General features: G+C 37.5%; 21 protein-coding genes. 18 read left to right on the forward strand and 3 right to left on the reverse strand.

Annotated elements, in window-relative coordinates:
• Positions 1–8: 8 nt before the first annotated feature.
• The 15 genes from eutC (at position 9) to MKY88_RS07910 (ending at position 12,798) form a co-directional block, all read left to right on the forward strand.
• On the forward strand, positions 9–1,019 hold the full coding sequence (gene eutC / locus MKY88_RS07840) for an ethanolamine ammonia-lyase subunit EutC (RefSeq protein ID WP_328202263.1): 1,011 nt from the start codon (positions 9–11) through the stop codon (positions 1,017–1,019).
• A gap of 11 nt (positions 1,020–1,030) precedes the next feature.
• Positions 1,031–1,681 carry an ethanolamine utilization microcompartment protein EutL gene (gene eutL / locus MKY88_RS07845; RefSeq protein ID WP_258268237.1) on the forward strand — a complete coding sequence of 217 codons (651 nt, stop codon included), beginning with the start codon at positions 1,031–1,033 and terminating at the stop codon, positions 1,679–1,681.
• Between the two features lie 15 nt (positions 1,682–1,696).
• Positions 1,697–3,187, forward strand: a complete 1,491-nt coding sequence (locus tag MKY88_RS07850; RefSeq protein WP_328202261.1) for an aldehyde dehydrogenase family protein — start codon at positions 1,697–1,699, stop codon at positions 3,185–3,187.
• Positions 3,188–3,203: 16 nt separating this feature from the next.
• Entirely contained in the window at positions 3,204–3,482 is a 279-nt protein-coding gene (locus MKY88_RS07855; protein WP_008176438.1) for a BMC domain-containing protein, read from the forward strand.
• A gap of 93 nt (positions 3,483–3,575) precedes the next feature.
• Positions 3,576–4,166 (forward strand): phosphate propanoyltransferase, encoded by a 591-nt coding sequence (locus tag MKY88_RS07860; RefSeq protein ID WP_069480775.1) that lies wholly within the window; start codon positions 3,576–3,578, stop codon positions 4,164–4,166.
• Between the two features lie 12 nt (positions 4,167–4,178).
• Complete coding sequence (locus tag MKY88_RS07865; protein ID WP_340813336.1) at positions 4,179–5,048, forward strand: phosphate propanoyltransferase; 870 nt, start codon at positions 4,179–4,181, stop codon at positions 5,046–5,048.
• A 36-nt stretch (positions 5,049–5,084) separates the two neighbouring features.
• A complete protein-coding gene (locus tag MKY88_RS07870) occupies positions 5,085–5,369 on the forward strand; it encodes a EutN/CcmL family microcompartment protein (protein WP_008176433.1) in 285 nt (94 codons plus the stop codon).
• Complete coding sequence (locus tag MKY88_RS07875) at positions 5,362–5,730, forward strand: BMC domain-containing protein (RefSeq protein WP_258268241.1); 369 nt, start codon at positions 5,362–5,364, stop codon at positions 5,728–5,730. The genes MKY88_RS07870 and MKY88_RS07875 overlap by 8 nt, the downstream gene beginning before the upstream one ends.
• Complete coding sequence (gene mdh / locus MKY88_RS07880) at positions 5,730–6,677, forward strand: malate dehydrogenase (RefSeq protein ID WP_340813338.1); 948 nt, start codon at positions 5,730–5,732, stop codon at positions 6,675–6,677. Before MKY88_RS07875 ends, mdh begins: the two co-directional genes overlap by 1 nt.
• Before the next feature lie 301 nt (positions 6,678–6,978).
• Positions 6,979–7,803, forward strand: coding sequence for a MerR family transcriptional regulator (locus MKY88_RS07885; protein ID WP_328202256.1), 825 nt, complete (start codon positions 6,979–6,981; stop codon positions 7,801–7,803).
• 16 nt (positions 7,804–7,819) lie between these two features.
• Positions 7,820–8,794, forward strand: a complete 975-nt coding sequence (locus MKY88_RS07890) for a serine hydrolase domain-containing protein (RefSeq protein WP_340813339.1) — start codon at positions 7,820–7,822, stop codon at positions 8,792–8,794.
• 64 nt (positions 8,795–8,858) lie between these two features.
• Positions 8,859–9,953, forward strand: a complete 1,095-nt coding sequence (locus MKY88_RS07895) for a helix-turn-helix transcriptional regulator (protein ID WP_340813340.1) — start codon at positions 8,859–8,861, stop codon at positions 9,951–9,953.
• 73 nt (positions 9,954–10,026) lie between these two features.
• Entirely contained in the window at positions 10,027–11,523 is a 1,497-nt protein-coding gene (locus MKY88_RS07900) for a carboxypeptidase M32 (protein ID WP_340813341.1), read from the forward strand.
• Between the two features lie 267 nt (positions 11,524–11,790).
• Complete coding sequence (locus MKY88_RS07905; RefSeq protein ID WP_340813342.1) at positions 11,791–12,189, forward strand: hypothetical protein; 399 nt, start codon at positions 11,791–11,793, stop codon at positions 12,187–12,189.
• 216 nt (positions 12,190–12,405) lie between these two features.
• Complete coding sequence (locus MKY88_RS07910) at positions 12,406–12,798, forward strand: peptidylprolyl isomerase (protein WP_340813343.1); 393 nt, start codon at positions 12,406–12,408, stop codon at positions 12,796–12,798.
• A 223-nt stretch (positions 12,799–13,021) separates the two neighbouring features.
• On the opposite strand, the gene MKY88_RS07915 is transcribed toward MKY88_RS07910, so the two are convergent.
• From MKY88_RS07915 to MKY88_RS07925, 3 genes are all read right to left on the reverse strand, one after another.
• A complete protein-coding gene (locus tag MKY88_RS07915) occupies positions 13,022–13,642 on the reverse strand; it encodes a hypothetical protein (protein WP_328202243.1) in 621 nt (206 codons plus the stop codon).
• Between the two features lie 838 nt (positions 13,643–14,480).
• On the reverse strand, positions 14,481–15,539 hold the full coding sequence (locus MKY88_RS07920) for an NAD(P)/FAD-dependent oxidoreductase (RefSeq protein WP_193831474.1): 1,059 nt from the start codon (positions 15,537–15,539) through the stop codon (positions 14,481–14,483).
• 370 nt (positions 15,540–15,909) lie between these two features.
• The gene (locus MKY88_RS07925) at positions 15,910–16,056 is read right to left on the reverse strand and encodes a YrzI family small protein (RefSeq protein ID WP_328202239.1); all 147 of its coding nucleotides are present in this window, start codon (positions 16,054–16,056) and stop codon (positions 15,910–15,912) included.
• 639 nt (positions 16,057–16,695) lie between these two features.
• Here MKY88_RS07925 and MKY88_RS07930 point away from each other — a divergent pair.
• The 3 genes from MKY88_RS07930 to MKY88_RS07940 all read left to right on the forward strand — a co-directional run bounded on the left by MKY88_RS07930 (position 16,696) and on the right by MKY88_RS07940 (position 21,209).
• Positions 16,696–17,256 carry a helix-turn-helix domain-containing protein gene (locus MKY88_RS07930; protein ID WP_036223000.1) on the forward strand — a complete coding sequence of 187 codons (561 nt, stop codon included), beginning with the start codon at positions 16,696–16,698 and terminating at the stop codon, positions 17,254–17,256.
• Entirely contained in the window at positions 17,220–18,083 is an 864-nt protein-coding gene (locus tag MKY88_RS07935; protein WP_340814809.1) for an IS3 family transposase, read from the forward strand. Before MKY88_RS07930 ends, MKY88_RS07935 begins: the two co-directional genes overlap by 37 nt.
• A gap of 777 nt (positions 18,084–18,860) precedes the next feature.
• Positions 18,861–21,209, forward strand: coding sequence for an InlB B-repeat-containing protein (locus tag MKY88_RS07940; protein WP_340814810.1), 2,349 nt, complete (start codon positions 18,861–18,863; stop codon positions 21,207–21,209).
• The last annotated feature ends 422 nt before the right edge of the window (positions 21,210–21,631 follow it).

The raw sequence follows: 21,631 nt of genomic DNA on the forward strand, positions 1-21,631 counted from the left end.
TGAGTCGAGTGAATGATCAATTAGTCTCTATGATTACACAACTTGTCATGGAAAAGATGGAGAAAACTACTGAGGGGCAAGCACCTGAGGTAATTGCAACACAAACAGAGGAGCCGCTTATTAAGTTCTATGATACAACAGCAACTAGTGGGGCAACAGAAATAGTAGAACCTATGTCTACAACAAGTGAACCATTAATTCAGCTGTATCAGCACGGAATTCCTCAGCAGGCACATATAGCTCCTGCAACTTTTGAACAACCGGTAAATGTAGCTGTACCCATTAAGCCTTTTCAGTTCGAAGCAGACACATTAACGGAAAGTATACAGGCAGCTAAAAAACATACACCAGCTCGAATTGGAGTAGGTAGAGCGGGCACAAGACCAAAAACAAAAACATGGTTAAAGTTCCGTCTCGATCATGCCGCTGCAGTGGACGCTGTGTATGGTGAAGTGACAGAAGATCTTTTACAAAAACTTGATGTCTTTCAAGTGACAACGAAAGTAACAGATAAAGAAGAATACATTACAAGACCTGACTTAGGTCGTCGTTTATCAGATGAAGCCAAGTCATTAATTCAACAAAAGTGCAAGCAACAGCCGAAAGTACAGATTATTATTTCGAATGGCTTAAGTGCGAGTGCGATTGAGGAAAATGTACAAGATGTTTATTTAGCGCTTCAGCAAAGTCTTAGCAATTTAAATATTGATATCGGCACAACGTTCTATATTGATAAAGGCCGAGTGGCTCTCATGGATGAAATCGGTGAGTTGTTACAGGCTGAGGTTATTGTTTATTTAATTGGTGAGCGTCCTGGACTAGTATCAGCTGAATCGATGAGTGCTTATTTATGCTATAAACCTAGAATCGGCACAGTAGAAGCAGAGCGCATGGTCATATCTAATATCCATAAAGGAGGCATCCCACCATTAGAGGCGGGTGCGTACCTTGGAACAATCGTACAAAAAATCTTGCATTACGAGGCAAGTGGGGTAGAGCTTGTCGCAAAAGAAGGTTAGGAGGCTGAAATATGAATCCTCAAAAAATAATGGCCCAAATTTTGGCGATGCAAACTATTCCAAGAGTCAACAGTGAATTAGCAGAGCAGCTAGATTTGAAGCCGCACCATCATAGTATTGGGCTCGTGACCCTCACGATTGATGATGTAGGATATGTAGCACTAGATGAAGCAACGAAGAAGGCAGATATTGATGTTGTCTATGCGAAAAGTTTCTATGCGGGAGCGGCACATTCATCTGGTCCCTTGTCGGGGGAGGTTATTGGCATTATTGCTGGCAGCTCGCCTGATGAAATTCGTAGCGGTCTAGATGCCATTCAACAGAAAATAGAGTTTGACACGTACTTTGAAGCTATTAATAACAATGACAACCATGCTTTGTTTGCCCATACCGTGGCAAGCTGTGGGACGTATCTTGCTGATCTAGCAGATGTAAAGGTTGGCACACCTCTTGCGTATTTAATCGCACCGCCATTGGAGGCAGTTGTTGGTTTAGACGCAGCATTAAAGGCGGCAGATGTAGAGCTAAAGGTTTTCTTTGGCCCTCCCTCGGAAACCAATTTTGGTGGCGGTTTATTAAGTGGCAGCCAATCTTCCTGCGAGGCTGCGGCACAAGCTTTTAGAGAAGCCATCGAAAATTTAGCAAGAAACCCAGTGATTTAGAAAGGAGGCGGCTTTATGGCCACATTAGACAAAGACTTATTAGCTATTCAAGAAATGAGAGATGCTGTTAAACATGCTAATACAGCACAAGCTGCCTATATGCAATTTTCACAGCAACAAGTAGACAGCATCGTGAAAGCTGTTGCGGATGCTGCCTTTAAGGAAGCTGATCGCTTAGCCAAAATGGCTGTGCAAGAAACAGGGATGGGTATCCCTAATCATAAAAAAATGAAAAATGAAGTTGCTTCACGAGATGTCTATGAAGATATTAAAGAATTAAAAACGGTTGGTATCGTAGGCTATGATCGTATGAAAAAAGTGGCAGAAATTGCAAGTCCTTTTGGGGTTATTGCAGGGATCGTGCCAACGACGAATCCAACATCAACAGCCATTTTTAAAACATTAATTTCTTTAAAAACGAGAAATGCCTTAGTGCTAAGTCCTCACCCATATGCTGTGAAATGTACAAAAGAGGCGTTAGACATTTGCCGAGTAGCTGCAGAACAAGCAGGTGCACCAGAGGGTTTACTGCAATGCTTAACGATGTCTTCTATGGAGGCAACACAGCAGCTAATGAAGCATCCTGATATTCATTTGATTTTAGCAACAGGTGGCGGCGCATTAGTGAAGGCGGCATATAGCTCAGGAAAACCTGCTTATGGAGTAGGACCAGGGAATGTCCCTGCCTACATCGAAAAATCAGCAAATATTCAAAAGTCTGTACGTCAATTGGTGCACAGTAAATCGTTTGATAATGGCACCATTTGCGCTACAGAGCAAGCTATTATTGTAGATAAAGCAATTGCCGAGCAGGTACAAACAGAATTAAAGAAAAACGGTGCATATCTATTAAATGCTGAAGAAAAAGCTAAAATGGAGAAATTAATTTCACCAGTTCCGGGAAAGGTGAATCCACAAATCGTCGGCAAATCAGCAACCTGCTTAGCGGATTCTGTAGGCATCACTGTACCAGAGGATACTAAAGTACTTGTTGGCTTAGAAACGATGATTGGTAAGAATATCCCGTTTTCTCTTGAAAAATTATCACCTATCTTTGCGCTCTATACGGTAGAAAACAGTACAGAAGCTAAGCAAGTGATGATTGACCTTTTAAATATTGGTGGACGCGGACATACATGCTCGATTCATACTGAAAATGCAGCTTTAGCAGAGCAATTCTCTGTTGAGTTACCAGTATCTCGTATTGTAGTGAATACACTATCATCTATTGGTGCAGTAGGTGGCACAACTGGATTAGCACCATCCTTTACATTAGGCTGTGGTACATTTGGCGGCAATATTACGTCGGATAACATTACAGCAAGACATCTTTTAAACATTAAACGCATGGCTTATGGCATTAAGGATGTAGACGTGCCAAAACCAGAGTTTGAAGTGCAGTCCGTTGTTGAGTCAGTTGTATCACAGGAGTCTTCTTTAGACACAACAATGGTTCAACAAATCGTTGATCAAGTATTAAAACAAATCACATTACAAAATAAATAATTTGGAGGAATGACAAATGAGTACAGCATTAGGAATGGTAGAAACAAAAGGTTTAGTAGGAGCAATCGAAGCAGGAGACGCAATGGTAAAAGCGGCAAGCGTTAATTTAGTAGGTAAAGTACATGTTGGTGGCGGTATCGTAACGGTTCTTGTTCGTGGAGATGTAGGTGCTGTTAAAGCAGCAACAGATGCAGGTGCAGCAGCAGCACAACGTGTAGGGGAACTTTTATCAGTTCATGTAATCCCACGTCCACATCACGAATTAGAAATGATTTTACCAAAAGCAGAAGCTTAATATATCAGCAATGAGAGCTGATCCAACTAAAGGACAGCTCTCCTCTTGTCATCAAGGAACAACAACAATCCATTTAATATAGAGGTGGCTAACGTGACAACAGCGACAAAAACATTTCCAGTGGCCATTTCGGCTCGTCATATCCATCTAAGTGAAGCGGATTTACAAGCACTTTTTGGTCCACAAGCAACGTTAACAAAGGATTTTGACTTATCACAGCCTGGACAATTTGCTGCAAAGGAGCGTGTCTCCATTGAGGGACCGAAAGGCGTTATTCATAATGTCCGAGTACTTGGTCCCGTAAGAGCAGCTACTCAAGTGGAAGTCAGCCGAACAGATGCGATGAAACTAGGAGTAACCCCTCCGCTAAGACAGTCAGGAGATATTGACAACTCAGCAGGCATCAAAATTATTAGCCAACAACATGAATTGTCCATTGAGCAAGGAGTCATTATTGCACAGGCACATATTCATATGACTGAGGATGACGCGAAAGCATTGGAAGTCCAAAATAATGATTTGGTTTCTGTAGAAGTAATCAGTGACCGTCCAGTTACATTCCGTGGTGTAGTTGTACGCGTTTCCAATGATTTTAGTTTGGAAATGCACATTGATACGGATGAAGCAAACGCTGGTTTTATTGAACAACAAGCACAAGGAACATTAATAAAAGTAACATCGTAAGGAGGAGGCAAGATGCAAGAAAATTTAGTGCAAAAAATTGTAGAAGAAGTTCTGCAGCAAGTTTTAAAAAATCAATCTTCCCCTCCACATGACGGTAAAATTCCAATTGGTGTATCCGCCCGCCATGTCCACCTTGCACAAGCAGAAGTGGAACAGCTCTTTGGTGAGAATTATCAGCTTACACCAAAGTTTGAGCTTTCACAACCTGGGCAATTTGCTGCGGAGGAAACCGTAGTCATTGCTGGTCAAAAAGGATCGATTGAGCGTGTACGTATACTGGGTCCAGCTCGTTCATTGTCTCAAGTGGAAGTCAGCTGGACAGATGCCATGAAACTAGGGATAAAACCACCATTAAGAATTTCAGGTGATATACAAGGCTCTAGCCCTGTTACATTGATTGGTCCAAAGGGGAGTGCCGTGCTAAATGAAGGACTCATTATTGCACAAGCACACATTCATATGTCCCCTGAAGACAGTGCGAAATTCAATGTAGTAGATGGACAGTCTGTACAAATCAAGGTAGAAGGTATTCGCCCAATTATTTTATCGAATGTGGTTATCCGTGTATCTGAGCGTTATCGATTAGAGATGCATATTGATACAGATGAAGCCAATGCAGGTTTAATTCAACAAGGAACATTAGCAGAAATCGTTCAACATCAAGTGAATGAGCAACCGATTCCAGTGAAAGAGCAGTCTCCAGTCGTAGCGAAGGTAGAAAAACCAGCTATCTATCATTATGATAAAAAGCTACTTTCACAACTTGAAGTGTTAGAAATAGAAGCGCAAGAAATTGTCGTGCCAAAGAAAACCATTGTAACGGCGTTAGCTTATGATAAGCTGCGAGAGTTAAATAAAACTTTAACGATCCGTTCTGAGTAGCAATCTAATCTGTGAAGCATAAAGAGGGTGAAGTTCATGCAAATGGGAAGAGTGATAGGCAGTGTATGGGCAACACGTAAGGAGGAAGGGCTGAATGGTTTAAAACTACTAATCATTCAACCAATTGACTCCAATCAACAGCCGATTCGCACTGAAATTGTAGCAGCTGATCGTATCGGTGCAGGGATTGGTGATGATGTCCTAATAACAAGCGGCGGTTCATCACGCTATATTATGAAAGAAAATCCGTTACCAATCGATGCAGTTGTCATTGGTATTATTGATTCTACTGAAGTGATGAGAGGTGAGGACAATGAGTAGCGCAATTGGAATGATTGAGACAAAAGGATTGGTAGGCTCTTATGAAGCGGCTGATGCGATGATTAAAGCTTCAGACGTGACAATCGTCAAGCAGGAATTCGTAGATGGTGGCATTGTGACAGTGGTCGTGAAAGGTGACGTTGGTTCTGTACAAGCAGCAGTAGAAGCTGGAAAAGCGGCTGCTATGCGTGTTGGAGAATTATTAGGCGCTCACGTAATTCCAAGACCTGATGAAGAGGTTTTCCAAATGATTAATGGACCAGAAGCACCGAAGAAAAAGCCAGTTTCTGCATCTACATCAACACGTGCTAAAAAAACAATCGAAGCAACACCAGCGGCAGATAATCGAGGTGAAGCATAATGGCATTTCGTAAAAATAAAATCGCTGTGATTGGTGCCGGACATACCGGTTCTACATTGAGTTTATTTTTAGCACAAAAGGAACTAGGCGATGTCGTACTTGTTGATATACCCGAAGCTGAGAACCCAACAAAAGGGAAGGCATTGGATTTACTACAGACAGGTCCAATAGAAAAGTTTAATGTATCTATAAAAGGGACGAGTAATTATGAGGATATTGCTGGTGCAGACATCGTAGTCATAACAGCAGGAATCCCTCGTAAGCCAGGCATGAGCCGTGATGATTTAGTGACAACGAATGCAAAGATTATTCAACAGGTCTCAAGACAAATTAAACACTATGCTCCAAATAGTATTGTCCTAGTGTTGAGTAATCCGGTTGATGCCATGACGTATGTCTGTCACAAGGAAACAGGCTTTGCTAAAAATCGTATCATTGGTCAGTCTGGTGTGTTAGATACAGCTCGCTTCAACACGTTTGTTGCACAGGAGCTACAAATTGCACCTGAAGATATCTCTGGTTTTGTACTAGGTGGACATGGTGATGAAATGGTACCTTTAATCCGTTATTCCTATGCAGGAGGAATCCCGCTAGAAAAACTCATCCCCCAGGATAGACTCCAGCAAATCGTCGAACGTACACGTAAAGGTGGCGGTGAAATTGTCGGTTTATTAGGAAATGGTAGTGCGTATTATGCACCAGCTGCTGCATGCGCGCAAATGGTCGAAATCATTATCAAAGATCAACGGAAAATTGTCCCTTCAATTGCCCTATTAGAAGGTGAATATGGGTACCAAAACCTGTATCTAGGGGTACCAACAATTTTAGGCGGCAATGGTATTGAATCTGTAATCGAATTGCACCTAACAAATGAAGAACAAGCAGCCCTTCAGCATTCTGCGGAGGCTGTTAAACAAGTAATTGCTATTTGCCAAAACATAGAGTAAACAGACTCTACTTTCGAAGAATAGAAAGAATCCCCATCTTTCTTTCGATTGAAAATGAATGGCAGCTCCTAAAAATGTTTGATTGGAAACCGAACATTACTCGAAAGCTAGTGAAAATTCCCCTAAATATATACCTCTCTTTGATTAAGAGAGGACGAGCTGTAGCAAGCGCATCGTTTGCTACAGTTTTTTATTTTGTAAAAAGTGCTTTTTATCCAAATAAGTTAAAGGAAGTTGACTTTGCCCTAAGGGGAAAGTGTATAACGGATATAAGACAGAGTTGAAAGGGAGAAGTGATGGTGTGATATCAATTGGTGAATTTTCGAAAATTTGTGGTGTATCAACGAAAACGCTCCGCTATTACGATGAAATTGGTTTAATTCATCCTGAGGAGATAAATGAAGAAAACGGCTATCGCTATTATTCCATTAAACAGTTGAAAAAAATGCTCTTTATTAACCGTTTAAAATCCTATCAATTAACGCTTGAGGAAATCAAATCTTTCGTGATGATGGAAGAACACGAGCAAGAAGAAAAATTATATGGTGTCCTCATACAAAAGAAAACGGAATTACAGGAGCGTATGAAGGCTTATGATTTTACGGTGAAGCAAATCAATCATGATTTACTCCATATAAAGAAGGGTGTATCAATTATGTCTTATCTGGATGATATACCTATCAAACTCGTTGAGACGAAGCAACAGACAATACTGACTAGACGGCAGTTGCTGACAGGTGAAGATTATAAAGAGGGATATCACCATTTTTTCCAAACACTCTATGAGAAAATTGCTAAGGAGCAATACTCCCTACTTGGGAAGCCGATGACAATTTATCATAGTGCTGAATATGATCCTCTTGGTAATGATACCGAATTTGCTATTCCTATTAAAGAATCAGTGAAGGGAACAAGAGATTTTCCAGGAGGGCTTTGTGCAAAATCCGTGTTAAAAGGCGCTTATAGTGAGTTATCTGCAATTTATGCCAATATACTAGAGTGGGTGAAAAAAGAGGGCTATGAGCTAGTGGATTCTCCTTATGAAATATATATAACAGATCCCAATCAAGAGCAGCATACTGAAGACTGGCTAACAGAAGTTTACTTTCCAATCAAGAAAAAATAATAAGGAGGTTGAATGAATGGGAGTTTATTGGAATACACCTGCATCAGATAGACTGAGTTTGGATGCATCATTTATAAAGGAAGCGTATCGTAATATAACAGGTATTGTAATTATCAGAAATGGCAAGCTAGCATATGAAAATTATTTTCAGAAGAACGAGTCAGAGCAAGCACAGCATGTGGCCTCGGTCACTAAGAGTGTACTATCCGCACTTATCGGCATTGCCATCGATAAAGGTTTTATTAAGAGTGTCGAGCAACGGGTATTGGATTTCTTTCCTGAGTATCGTACAGATGATGAAGTGAAACAACAAATTAACATACGACATCTATTAACAATGACAGTGCCCTATCCGTTTCAGGATTGGCATGAGCCACTAGATATTTTATGTCAGCAAGATGATTGGGTGGAATATATCCTCAATAGTATGGGGGGAGGAGCCATCGGTCCCTTTAAGTATTCCTCAGCAGGAGCTCATTTACTTTCTGCCATCCTGACGCGGAGCACAGGAAAGACGGCCCTTGCATTTGCGAATGAATATTTATTTCAACCGTTAGGAATAAAAGAAATCTCGAATTATCCAATGACTGGCTATGGTTTTGACGATTTATTCGGAAAAAACGTGAAAGGATGGGTGCATGATCCGAATGGGCTTTCTACAGGCGGCTGGGGATTAACAATGACGACAAGAGATATGGCCAGAATAGGCTCTTTATATATGAATGAGGGTTTATGGAATCACCAAAGAATCCTGTCAAAAGCATGGATTCAAGAATCTATCGCGGGAAATTCACATCATTATGGCTATTTATGGTGGCTACGAGAGGAGGAAGATTTATTTTCTTATGCTGCAGTTGGCGATGGCGGCAATATAATCTGTTGTATTCCTTCATTGAACACAGTAGTTGCTATCTCTTCACTCTTTATGGTCAATGCTCCAGATAGATGGTCATTTATCAAAGAACATATTATTTCAACATTAGTGCAATAATATCACAACCTATATCATAACAAACCATATCACCTCTACTATAATCAAAGTAGGAGGGATGAGGATGAATAACATCATACAAGAGATGATTGATTGGATTGAAGATCATCTCTTAGAAGGCTTTTCATTAGAACATTTAGGGAAGGATATGGGCTATTCCCCGTATTATTGTTCGTTTAAATTCCATCAAATAACGGGGATCACCATTAAAAAATATGTTTCATTACGCAAGGTCTATTTGGCCTCTGAAGCGTTAAAAAGGTCGGAAGCAAAAATGATCGATATTGCCTTACATTATGGCTTTTCAACACAGGAATCCTTTTCTAGAGCCTTTAAAAAAACCTTTGGTATAAGTCCTCATGAATTCCGAAAGTCCCCACAACCTTTGCAAACATTTGTAAAAAAGAATTTAAAGGATGAAAGAGGCTGGTTTACAATGGATATTTCTTCAAAATTAAAAATTGAAGCATTGCAAGAGAAAATGCATGCGCAATATGATCAAGCGGTATTGAATGTTTTAAATGGTCAAATGATGTACGAGGAGTTTTCGAAACAGCAATTAATGGGGAGCAGTGATTATGTACCTTTTAATGAAGCCATGTGTATCAATCCAACAGTTAGCCCCATTTTTGGTGAAGAATTTAACAACATTCGTGCCGCTGGACACCAAGTAACGATGCAGGACTATGAGCGTATAACAGTGAATCCTTTAAAGTCATTGTGGACCAAAAACTATCAATGTATCGTTTTATGGTTTGGAGATGATATGTTTTGTCAAATGAACTTACTAACTGTACTTGCTTTTCTGGAGCAGCAAAAATACGAAGGCAAGGTTTATTTCCATATAGTACAGGAAGCTACCTATGATGTGGATGAAATTGAGATCATGCTTGGAGACTATTTAAAGATTTATCAAGACGTTTTGATCCGTCATCGTATCCCAGAGGCAACGCTTTTACCAGTAATGTATCAAGGCATTCAATTATATTTTGACTATTTAAAAGAAGAAAATGATATTTCAACGTATATTAAGAAACATCTTGATCAGTCTCCAGAGGAACTGTTACCACAATTATTTCGCCTCTTTCCTCAATATGGGCTCGGAGATACACAGTATTTAAAAATAATAGATAAAGTGAAAAATGAAAAAATTGAGTAAAACTACTAAACGGTCCACAATATACAAAATTTTCGAAAATATGATAAACTTATAGCACAAGGAGGATGAAAGCATGACTGTTCAACAATTTACTGACTATGTTAAAAAGATGCAACATTATGAGGAAGCACTTAATGTGATTTATTGGGATATGAGAACGGGAGCACCTAAAAAAGGGTTAGCACAACGTTCAGAGGTATTAGGTACATTATCAGCCTCCTTATTTGATATGCAAACGAGTGAAGAATTAGGTGAGCTACTATTAGCCTTAGAGACAAAAAAATCAGATCTTGATTATGTGACACTTCGTTTAGTAGAAGAAGTAAGAAAGAATTATGATCAAAATAAAAAAATCCCTGCTGAAGAGTATAAAGAATTTGTTATTCTACAATCGAAGGCGGAAACGGCTTGGGAAGAAGCAAAGGAAAGCAATAATTTTGAATTATTCCTTCCATTTTTAGAGGAAATTATTCAATGGCAAAAAAAATTCATTCAATATTGGGGCATTAAAAATGGATCTCCATATAATACATTGCTCGATTTATATGAACCTGACATGACGACAGATGTATTAGACCAAGTATTTGGTGATTTACGAGAATCCATTGTAACGCTTGTACAAAAAATTGCTGATTCATCGAATAAACCAGATACAAGCATGTTATTTAAGCGTTTTCCACGTGAAGCTCAGCGTGAACTCTCACTAGAGATGCTAGCTCAACTTGGTTACGACTTTGATGCTGGCCGTTTGGATGAAAGTGTCCATCCATTCATGATTGGCTTAAATTACGGGGATGCTCGTATTACAACGAAATATGATGAAAATGATTTCCGTTCAGCTATTTTTGGTACAATTCATGAATGCGGTCATGCCATGTATGAGCAAAACATTGATGAAAAACTTGCAGGTCTACCATTAGCTACTGGTACATCGATGGGTATTCATGAATCACAATCATTATTTTATGAAAACTTTGTCGGCAGAAATGAAAAGTTCTGGGAGCATAACTACGAGCGCCTTCAACATTTCTCACCAGAACAATTTGGTGATGTTGCATTAGACGAATTTTTACGTGCCATTAATATGGTAGAACCATCTTTCATTCGTATTGAAGCAGATGAACTAACGTATCCACTACATATCATGATTCGCTATGAAATTGAACGTGACTTGTTCAATGGGGATTTACAGGCAAAAGATCTGCCGCAAGTATGGAATGATAAATATGAGGAATATTTAGGTATTCGTCCTGAGACAGATGCACAGGGTGTGCTGCAAGATATGCATTGGTCAGGCGGTATGTTTGGTTACTTCCCATCTTATGCGTTAGGAATGATTTATGCAGCACAATGGAAGCATGCGATGGATAAGGATATTCCTCATTTTGATGAGCTACTAGAAAAGGGCGAGCTGCTACCAATTCGAGAATGGTTAACAGACAAGGTCCATCAATATGGGGCATTGAAAAAACCATTCGAATTGCTAAAAGAAGCAACAGGGGAAGGCTTAAATGCCAAGTATTTAGCCGACTATTTGCTGGATAAATATACTAAGTTATATCAATTATAAAAAAACAAGCGATTTCTCTACAATGAGAAATCGCTTGTTGCTTTGAAAAAATCCTTACCAAAGCATAAAGCATTTGAGCCAGATGATGAATTCGAAATAATTTCGAAGATTGGAATTGTGTAAGCAAATATGATTATCGCTACTACAATTACAAGTCAATATAATAATTATTGGACGCGAGAATTGTGAAGAAAAGTACTTAAACTAACGAAGCAGTTTAGTTGAATATGTAACTTTTGGAAGATAATTTGTGTCTATATAAAAGAGGTGGGTGGATTGAAAATAAAAAAGTTATTCTATGGTTTGATTGTATTAGCTTTATTCATGATTACAGGATGCAATATTCAAGGGGGAACTACAACAGTATCGATTGACAGTATAGATGCCGAAGAAGTTTTAACATTAGATTCTGATGCTGATATTTTTCAGTATGATGGAGTTATCTACAAAACTAATATTGATTGGGTTGAAGAATTGTCTTTAACAAAAGATGTTCAAATCGGTGAAATAAAAATAATAAATAATACTAATACAGATTTTAAAGATGAGATGTCAAATAAACTTCCTGTTGGTACAAAGATTTTTTCAACCAAAGAACGAGGAGATATTTTAATTGTTGAATCTGAAGGAGTAATCAAAAGATATCTTGCAATTGTTGAAGGGTAACCAAATTATCTTGTTCAACAAACGGGGGCTTTAATTTAACAAGAATTATGATTATAATCTTCCACAATCGGGCAAATTTCTCTAATAAGGAATGCGTCTATTTGCATTTAAGGGCCATTTGATTGAATAATATTCTTTTATGAAAGGTCCCCAAACGACGGCTTTGGGAAGGTTATAATTCAATTAACGGGTCATTTGATGGAGGAGGTGAAAACATTGAAAAAAATGTTTGTTTCAGTACTTTTTGCTATGTTGATTTTATCAGCCTGTAATTCATCAAAATTAAGTTTTAGTGAAATTGAAAATGTACCTCGAAAAATTGAAGAGCATATTGATTCCAATTTAAAACTCCAATCAATTAATGACGGTACAAAAGGTTATTATATTATTTTTCATTCCATTGGGGAAATAGAGGCAGACTTAGACCCGCAGGATAATATAGTAAATATAATATTTAATGAACTTAACCCACAAGATAAAGATATAAAGCGGAATGTATATTATTTAACGATAGATTCAACGCACGATACAATCAATGTTCTAGTGAATGGTGAAGAAATACCTTTCGATGAGGCTACAATTGTTCTACAAAAGGGCGCATTTCTTTAATAAGGAATGCGCCTTCCTCCATTAAAGGGCCAGATTGTGGTGAAAACAGGAAAGAGGGGGTTCGAGTACTGTGAGGTTGTCAATCCAAATTTGCTCCTTAGCCTCTCCACGGTCCGGTACCGCAAATTTGGATTGACCACCGCCACGTTTCACCCTCCAGCTACCGCCTAGCCAAAAAGAAAAAAGAGCAGCATTCGCTACTCTTTTTTTATACACATAACAATTAGACGCCAGAATTATAGTTGGCACGTTCTAATCTCGCATCACCACTACCATATAAATTCATTACTATATAACTTGTATATCCTGTACCAGTAAGTCCACCTACAACACCTAAATATTTATGAGCAACTGTACTTTTAATTTGCCAAAGACTCGGATCTAATTTTGAAACACTTTCAGATTTATCATGTGAAAAGAGGAATCCACTAGCCTGCGTGTTATCTTTTGAAACTGCTGTCAATTTCCCTGAAGCATATGTAAAATCCCCTATTAAAGTATGCGTAAATGAAACACCATTTATTTCTGCTCTAAATGTTTGTTTTCCGCTAGCTGCTGCTGCTCTCATTAATTCATTCGACTTCGGAACTTCTCCAACCGAAAATTTAATACTTACAAAATTATTAACTTCAGGAACATAACTAGTTTCAGAAATATCACGTTTTCCTTCTTCAATTTGCTCGTTTACTTTAACAATTATTTCATCTAATGCTGATTCAACAGCATTTAGTTGTTCCTGATCAATTAGATCATTTTCTTGAGCCTTTGCACTATTAATAAAACCAAAAGCAAAAAGCAGTAAAAAACTAGAAATAAAAGCAACACCTAATTTTATTTTTCTCATAATACCTTCTCCCTTTCTATTGCTGTACTCAGTTAACAATGATAGTATAATAATGCAATATTTACTAGTTATTTGGTAAAATATGTATTATTACTAATTTTACAAAAATTAACAAGAGAGGTTAAAAACATGCTATTTTTATACAACTTTATTTTCATTTTTTTTATAGTCTTAGTAATCAACTTAATAATTGAAAAATTAGTAAATAATAACATAATAACTAAAAAGATTTTCTTTAAAAATTTAGTTATCTGTATTTGTATCAGCTTTTGTATCGCTTTCTTTTATTACATTCAACCTTTCTCTCAAGATATGATATCACGCTAACACTAAGCTCATTGAACAACTCTAGCAAAAACAAAAAGGAGTAGTATTCGCTACTCCTTTGCTATTTCAAAAACACCTTCTTAATTCCTCTACTTCGTCAGATTCTTCAATTTTCAACGCTCTTTCGTTGTACTTCTCAAATTCTTCAGGTGTCAATTCTCGCAACGTACTTTCATACTTCGAGTTGTTCCAAAGGGAACGCAGCAAGTGGGTATAAATTGCATCGTCCGTTTCCTTGTAGCTGTCTAATTCACCACACTCATACATTTTGGCATAAGCCTTGAACGTACCGCTATAAACGAGCAATTGACGCTTTTTAAGCGCTGTATAGGCAGGATAGTGGAAGAGTATCATGTGAATTTTGAGAGAGGAAGATTGAGATTGAAAAGTATAATATTAATCCTTGATTTGAGAACAAATCAAAAGAGCATGTTTTGAACAAAAGATTGATCAAAACATGCTCTTATCTACATTTCTTACAGGAAACCAGCCATACAAAAACATTGAAGCATTATTCATTTATTGGGTAAAATCGAGATAGTCTACAACCTTCTAGTTCTTCTAACTGCACATTATCTACGATTTCCTTCGCAACCAATCGACTAATAACAGGAGATAACGTGATTGCGGAATGCATAACTGCTAAATAAAGTCCTTTTATTTGATCATGAAAACCAACAATGGGGTAGCCGTCTTTAGGCATTGGTCGTTCCCCTACTTGAATACTCTCTAGCTCTAGATATTCTCCTTTTTTTAAATCATTTCGAAGGGTATCAAAAGCTCTTCTTCCAACCTCTTCAGGTCCGTTTTCTCCATGGTCATCCAAATAATCTTCAGCAGCAATTATAGTAGTATCAGATAATTGTCTTGCCTCAAATCTTGAATTAGAAATTAATGTGTGAATAAGCTTTCTTGGAGATTTCATACGAATAATAATAGAAGGTGATGCTTCAACAGGAACATCAATACTAAGAGGCTTACAAAGCTCAGGTAAAGTTGTACCAGTTGCCAATACAATGACATCTGATTCTATAAACCCTTTTGAAGTATGTATGCCAACAACTTTAGCGTCCTCCTTTTTAATTTGTGTTACTTTTGTGTCGAACAATATATTTACCCCATTTTCTTGCGCTTTCTTTACTAAAAGATTCGTTAGAATATTAGGGTCTATTGCACCTTCTTTAAAAGCATATAGAGCTTCCTTTGGATATTCTTTTAAATGAGGTTCTAAGTCCGATATTTGCTGGCGAGTTATTGTTTCTATATAAGATTTATGGATGTTTACAGGAATTCCCCATGAAAGGGAGCCGTTCCAATCTACCTTTAATTCTGGGATCTCTTTTTCCAATACATGATATTCTGCTAATGAGCCGTCATACAAATGTTGAAAGGTATCTGGAACACGCCCTGAAGGATTGATCCAAGCAAAGGAAGTTGATGTTACACCACATCCTGCTTTTGAATGGCTCTCAACTAAAGTGACATCCTGATTTTTCTTTGATAGATTATAAGCAATAGATGCACCAACAATCCCTGCACCAACAATTATAATCTTTTGCTTTTTAGTCATTACTTTTCCTCCTAGTTCTATCTCTATAATTTATAGTAAACGTTTAATCGTCTAAATTCAGTTACCCTCTTGCTCTATTAACAAAATTGTAAATACTGTGAATTGTTTAGAGACGGATGCGAGATTAAAATGTATTTTGTTGTCGTATGTTTAAAATATCGCTTAAAAAATGCAAAATACCTCCTGAAGCAACCCGTCCTAGATTAGAACGGGTTAACTTTACGGAGATTATAAAATTAAATAGCTGTATTGCCACTTTATATTACTTCATCTGGTGGTTGTGTCTTTCTCCAACCATAATACTGCATGACGACTTTTGATCATATAAATCATTTCAATTCCCACCTTTCAGTTTTTTAAAATTACAAAATTAATATTGACGAATACGAATATAACTTTCTACTTTTCTTCGGTTCTCTTCAAAGATTTTTTTCGCATTTTCATTATGAAGTGCTTTCTCCATAGAGATCTCACGTTTTGTAATAGTTATCGTGAGAGCAAAAATGTTTAACATCATTTATTATCACCTCCTTAAATGACCATGAAAAATAAAAAAACCCGTAGAGAGACTCCTCTACGGTGAAAAAAGGCACAAAAATACCGCAGGGGCACACTTCTCCCTGCGGTATGGGTATGCTTAATTACCAAAAAACCTTAAGCGATCCATTCCGATCTGGTCGAATGTGTGATTTTCATTTTTACTGAAGTTGTAGCTACCAATGACATCAATTTAACGATAATGATCATTTCATTCGACCTCCTTAAGAATTTTTTGTTTACTTTGTAAGTATATCTTTCTTTAAGTTGTTTGTAAACATCTTTTACTAAGATTTCCTGATTGTGTAAACGTCTAGAAAAACGCTTTGCTGCTTTACATTGTTAATTACCTGATTTTTTTCCGAGTAGCAAATAGAAGACATAAAAGCCAAAAACATAACTATTAAGACAGGGATTTCAGAAATAGTTTAGAATTTTTAAATTTAAGGACAATTTAAATGAAAACCTAAAGGGATTTTACGAAATTTTAATGTGCTTGAGAATTTTTGTACTTAAAGTAAAGGGGGCTTTAGTTGAAAACCAACCTTCCACAATCGGGCGCGATTCGGTACTGCACCCCAAAAGTTAGAGTGAAAAACTAACTTTTGGGGTGATTTTTATGACTAAATATAGTGAAGAATTTAAATTGATGGTGGTTCAAGAATATTTAAGTGGGTCTATAGGATATCGAGCGATAGCGAAGAAATATGGTATAGGTGATTCTCCATTAAGGAGATGGGTACGTGCTTATAAAGAGTTTGGACGTAACGGCTTATTAGTTAAGAAAACGAAGCAGTTTTATTCTGTTCATTTTAAAATAGATGTATTAAACTTTATGAAACGAACAGGTGCTTCCTATCAAGATACTGCGATTCACTTTAACTTGAATGATCCAACTTTAGTTGCCAGTTGGTATCATCGGTTTTTAAAAGAAGGGATAGAGGGCCTGCAAAAAAATTCAAAGGGGCGCCCGTCTATGTCTAAGAAACAAAAGTCCACAGCGAATAACCAAGAAAAAACAATGTCACGTGAGGAGCAGCTAGAACGCGAAAATGAACTGCTTCGTTTAGAGGTGGCGTATTTAAAAAAGTTGAAGGCTTTTCGGGAGAATCAAGATGCCTTCCTCGAAAAGCACAAGCTGCCATCGCCTTCGAACTTAAACAAGAAGGATTTCGATTAAAAGATATTTTAAAACAAGTGGATATTCCAGAAGCGACGTATCATTATCATATTAAACTGATGGGGCAAAAGGATCCAGACATAGAGTGGAAAGTCTTGATTTTAGAGACTTTTGAAAAACATGAAGGTCGATATGGCTACCGCCGAATTCATGCGGAATTAAGAGTGCAAGGACATACAATTAATCATAAAAAGGTACAACGAATCATGAAAAACCTAGGGTTAAAATGTGTAAAATTCGTACGTAAATCACGCTATAAATCATACAAAGGAACAGTTGGGAAAGTCGCTAAAAACCTTTTGAATCGTAGATTCAGAACGTCATATGCCCTTCAAAAATTGGTGACTGATGTAACTGAATTTAAATGTACAGATGATGAAAAATTATATTTAAGTCCGATCATGGATTTATATAATGGTGAGATTATTGGGTTTAGTATGTCAAAACGGCCAAGCCTAGATTTTGTGTTAGATTCACTTAAACAAGCACTTCCAATTATTCTAAAGCGTGCTGAATATCGGACAACAATTCATTCCGATCAAGGATGGCACTATCAACACAATACGTGGGCGAAAACATTAAGGCAGAACAGGATTTTTCAAAGTATGTCTCGTAAAGCAACATGCGCAGACAATGCGGCCATGGAGAACTTCTTTAGCTTACTAAAACAGGAAATGTATTATGGAGAACAATTAATCTCTTATAAAGCATTACAAAAGAAAATAAATGATTATATCAATTATTATAATAATGTTCGTATTAAACAAAAACTGGCCAGCATGAGTCCGGTAAATTTCCGAAAACATGCCAGCCAATTAGCTGCATAATAAAAACTCTAACTTTAAGGGGTCACTACCTTCTGTAATAAGGATCAGCGCTCGACCTCATTATATGGCCAGATTGTTGAGGAACGTTTTCAATAAAATTGAATAGTATTGTTGAAATATTTAGTAAGATTGTAAGTTTTCTACTTAAACTAACGGAGCAGGCTCTATCTAGTAGAATTTTAGTATTCGTTAACGAATACTAATAATACAGTAATTAATTGGAAAATATGTCTATCAATAATTAGAAAATGAAATGGGGTTACGTTAGAGAAAATTTGCAATAATATTTTCAGTTATAGTCGGAGCACTACTCCTTATTCCAAAACTAGATGGGATGTGGACTTGAAATAAAAAAAGAATCCTTATGGATGGTGATGTAAGAAAATCAGAGGTAAATGGGTCTTGAAAGCAACACTAAAACAAATTTTTTAACCTCAAACTATCATGTTGAATCCTCATTTGGAATGTTAATTGTCGCATTATTAACATTTGTCAGTATCGTCCTCTGTTTCCCGGTAGTAGAATTAAGCGATATGTATTTACCAGAGGGCGTTATGCCTATGTGGAATTATGCCTTTGAAAAATAGGGGGTTTTGCCTTTTAACAAGCAAAAGAAGTGAAGGTATTCAACCAATTATTTGAACGACCAGCTCTAGAAGTATTTACAATGTCTACATTTAGCGATGTCCATTCCCCACATTGGGCTATTGTAGAAATCTAGATAGCTGCAACAGAAGGAATGGTCAAAAATGAAAGGAGCAACACAATTTGCGAAAAATGAGTGAGTTTAAATATTTCATCCCCATAATTTTCTTTTCGTTTTGCATATTATTTTCTAATAATATTGTTTTTGCAACTAGTATAGAAAATGATTTTATTTATGACGACAATCAAACAGGTGTACTACCAGATCAATATTACCCAGGTGGGGTAACAATTTGGGGCGATTTGCGAACTAATAGAAATGATTTAGTTTTACCAGACATGCTAGGTGGAAAACCTGTCACTACGATATGGTTAGATGCATTTAAAAATAAACAACTGACCTCCTTAGAATTTTCAAATAGTACAAAGTTAATTGCTTTCGGAGCGTTTCAAAATAATCAACTGACATCGGTAATACTTTCGAATCAGCTTGAATGGATTGGATATTTTGCTTTTAATAATAATAATCTGTCAAGTATCACGATACCAAGCAACGTAAAACAAATAGGTGAAAATGCATTTATTGGAAATGATTTGAAAACGATAACGGTTTTTGGTGCTAATACAGTATTATTGCAAAATTCTATCCCTAATAATACGAAGATATTAGGGATTATTCCATCTAAAGCAAAAGAATATGCTGATGCAAATGGATTTGCATTTGAAGAAATAGCGAATAAAATCACATATGATGGAAATGGACAAACAGGTGGTGGACTATCGGAAGACTATACAGGAAACACTACAAAAACATTTATTATAAAAAATCAAGGAAGTTTAAAGAAGGTAGGCTACACATTTATAGGGTGGAATAGTAAGCAAGATGGAAGTGGAACGGATTATAATGTTGAAGAAGAAATAGTAATAAATCAAGATATTACTCTATACGCAAAATGGAGGGAGATTCCCTTTCTGGTAAGCTATGAATCAAATGGTGGTACAACTGTAGCACCCGAAACCGTCGCGATCAACACAATGCTGATAGAACCGCCAGTCCCAACTAAAACAGGTTATACGTTTGATGGATGGTATAAAGAGGCTGCCCTGACGAACTTGTGGGACTTTACAAAAGATATGGTAACAGAAGATACGACGCTGTTTGCGAAATGGAACGCAACACAGTATGAAGTGACGTTTAACAGCAATGGGGGTAGTATGATCGCCTCACAATTCGTCCCTCCCAACACAAACGCGACAGCACCGCCAGTCCCGACAAAACTAGGCTATACATTTGATGGATGGTATAAGGATAATGCATTCGCAGTACCATGGGATTTCACTACAGATGTCGTCACAGAAGCCATCACATTGTATGTGAAATGGACAATCAACCCAACATACACCGTCACATATGATAAAAACGGGGCAACTGGTGGTACTGTGCCACAAGATAACAATTCATATGAAGAAAATGACAGTGTGACGGTGCAAGACAACAGCGGTAAACTTGTCAGAACGGACTATAAGTTCAAAGGTTGGAACACGCAAGCAGATGGCAATGGGACCTCTTATGCTGAAAAAGCAACAATCCAAATGAGGAAAACGGATGTCACACTGTATGCCGAGTGGACAGTAAACCCACCAACGACAGGCGGAGATAGTAATCCACCACCTGTATCAGATGACAATGACTACTCACCACCAACAAAAGTTAAGATCACGTTGCATACAAATGGTGGCACAGTGATAGCGCCAATCGACATACGTTATAATACAAAAGTTAACGATTTACCTGTTCCTACAAGAGCTGGTTATCGCTTTGATGGTTGGTATCAGGATGAAGCACTAACAAAACGATGGGCAGATGAAATACTTGTGCGAGAAAATATTTCTCTTTATGCCAAATGGATAGAGTTACCTGTGGAAGAATCTGAATCTCCACAAGAGCCGAAACCATCCAAGCCAATCGTAACATTTAGCGATATAGAAGGACATTGGGCAAAAGCGATGATGAAGGAACTAGCGACACTTGGCATTATTCAAGGCTATGAAGATGGTACTTTCCGTCCAAATGCCCCGATTAATCGTATGCATGTGGCAGTGTTACTAACAAGATCATTTTCACTAAAAAAAGTAAGAGAAGCGGATGATTTTTCGGATGTGGCGTCCACACACCCTGATTATGAGGCGATACAAGTATTGCAACAAGCAGGCATTGTAGACGGGTCAAACGGTGCTTTTCGTCCAACAGAAAATATGACAAGAGCGCAATTAGCAAAAGTTCTTGTTGGCTTGCTTGGGCTAACACCAGAGGGCGCAAGTTCATTTGTAGATGTGGATAGCACCCATTGGAGTTCAGGCTATATTGCGGTGTTAGAGCGTGAAGGAATTACATTAGTCGATAATGGCAACTTCCACCCAAATGAGCCAGTAACAAGAGCGCAGTTTGTGGCATTTTTATATCGGATTATACACAAATAGCAAGAAGCAAAAAATTTGAAGGATATTTCTTTCAAGTTTTTTTGTTGTATAAAACACGATGCTAGATTATTTTTTAATGGTGTTGTTTCCGCGTTTTCACTGTCAAGGATTGTATAGACAAATAGTGCAGGCACGGTGTATGATCCTGCACATTTGAGTATGTAACTGTTTGACAATCCTTATCATTTCGAAATAAAAAAATTTGAAGGGGTGGTTAAAAATGAATAACAATAGTGATGGTGAAAATAAAGATAATAAGTATAAAATCTATCCAAAGTCAGAAAGAATAACTGTAGTTTTTTGTTTGCTTCTGTATTAGTTTGGGGAATTAATGATCGTTTTAGTACAGATACTTTTGAAGGCTTAAATGCCAAGTACCTTGCAGACTATTTACAAGATAAATATACGAAACTCTATCAATT

Source organism: Lysinibacillus sp. FSL R7-0073, assembly GCF_038009065.1.
Classification (GTDB): Bacteria; Bacillota; Bacilli; order Bacillales_A; family Planococcaceae; genus Lysinibacillus; species Lysinibacillus fusiformis.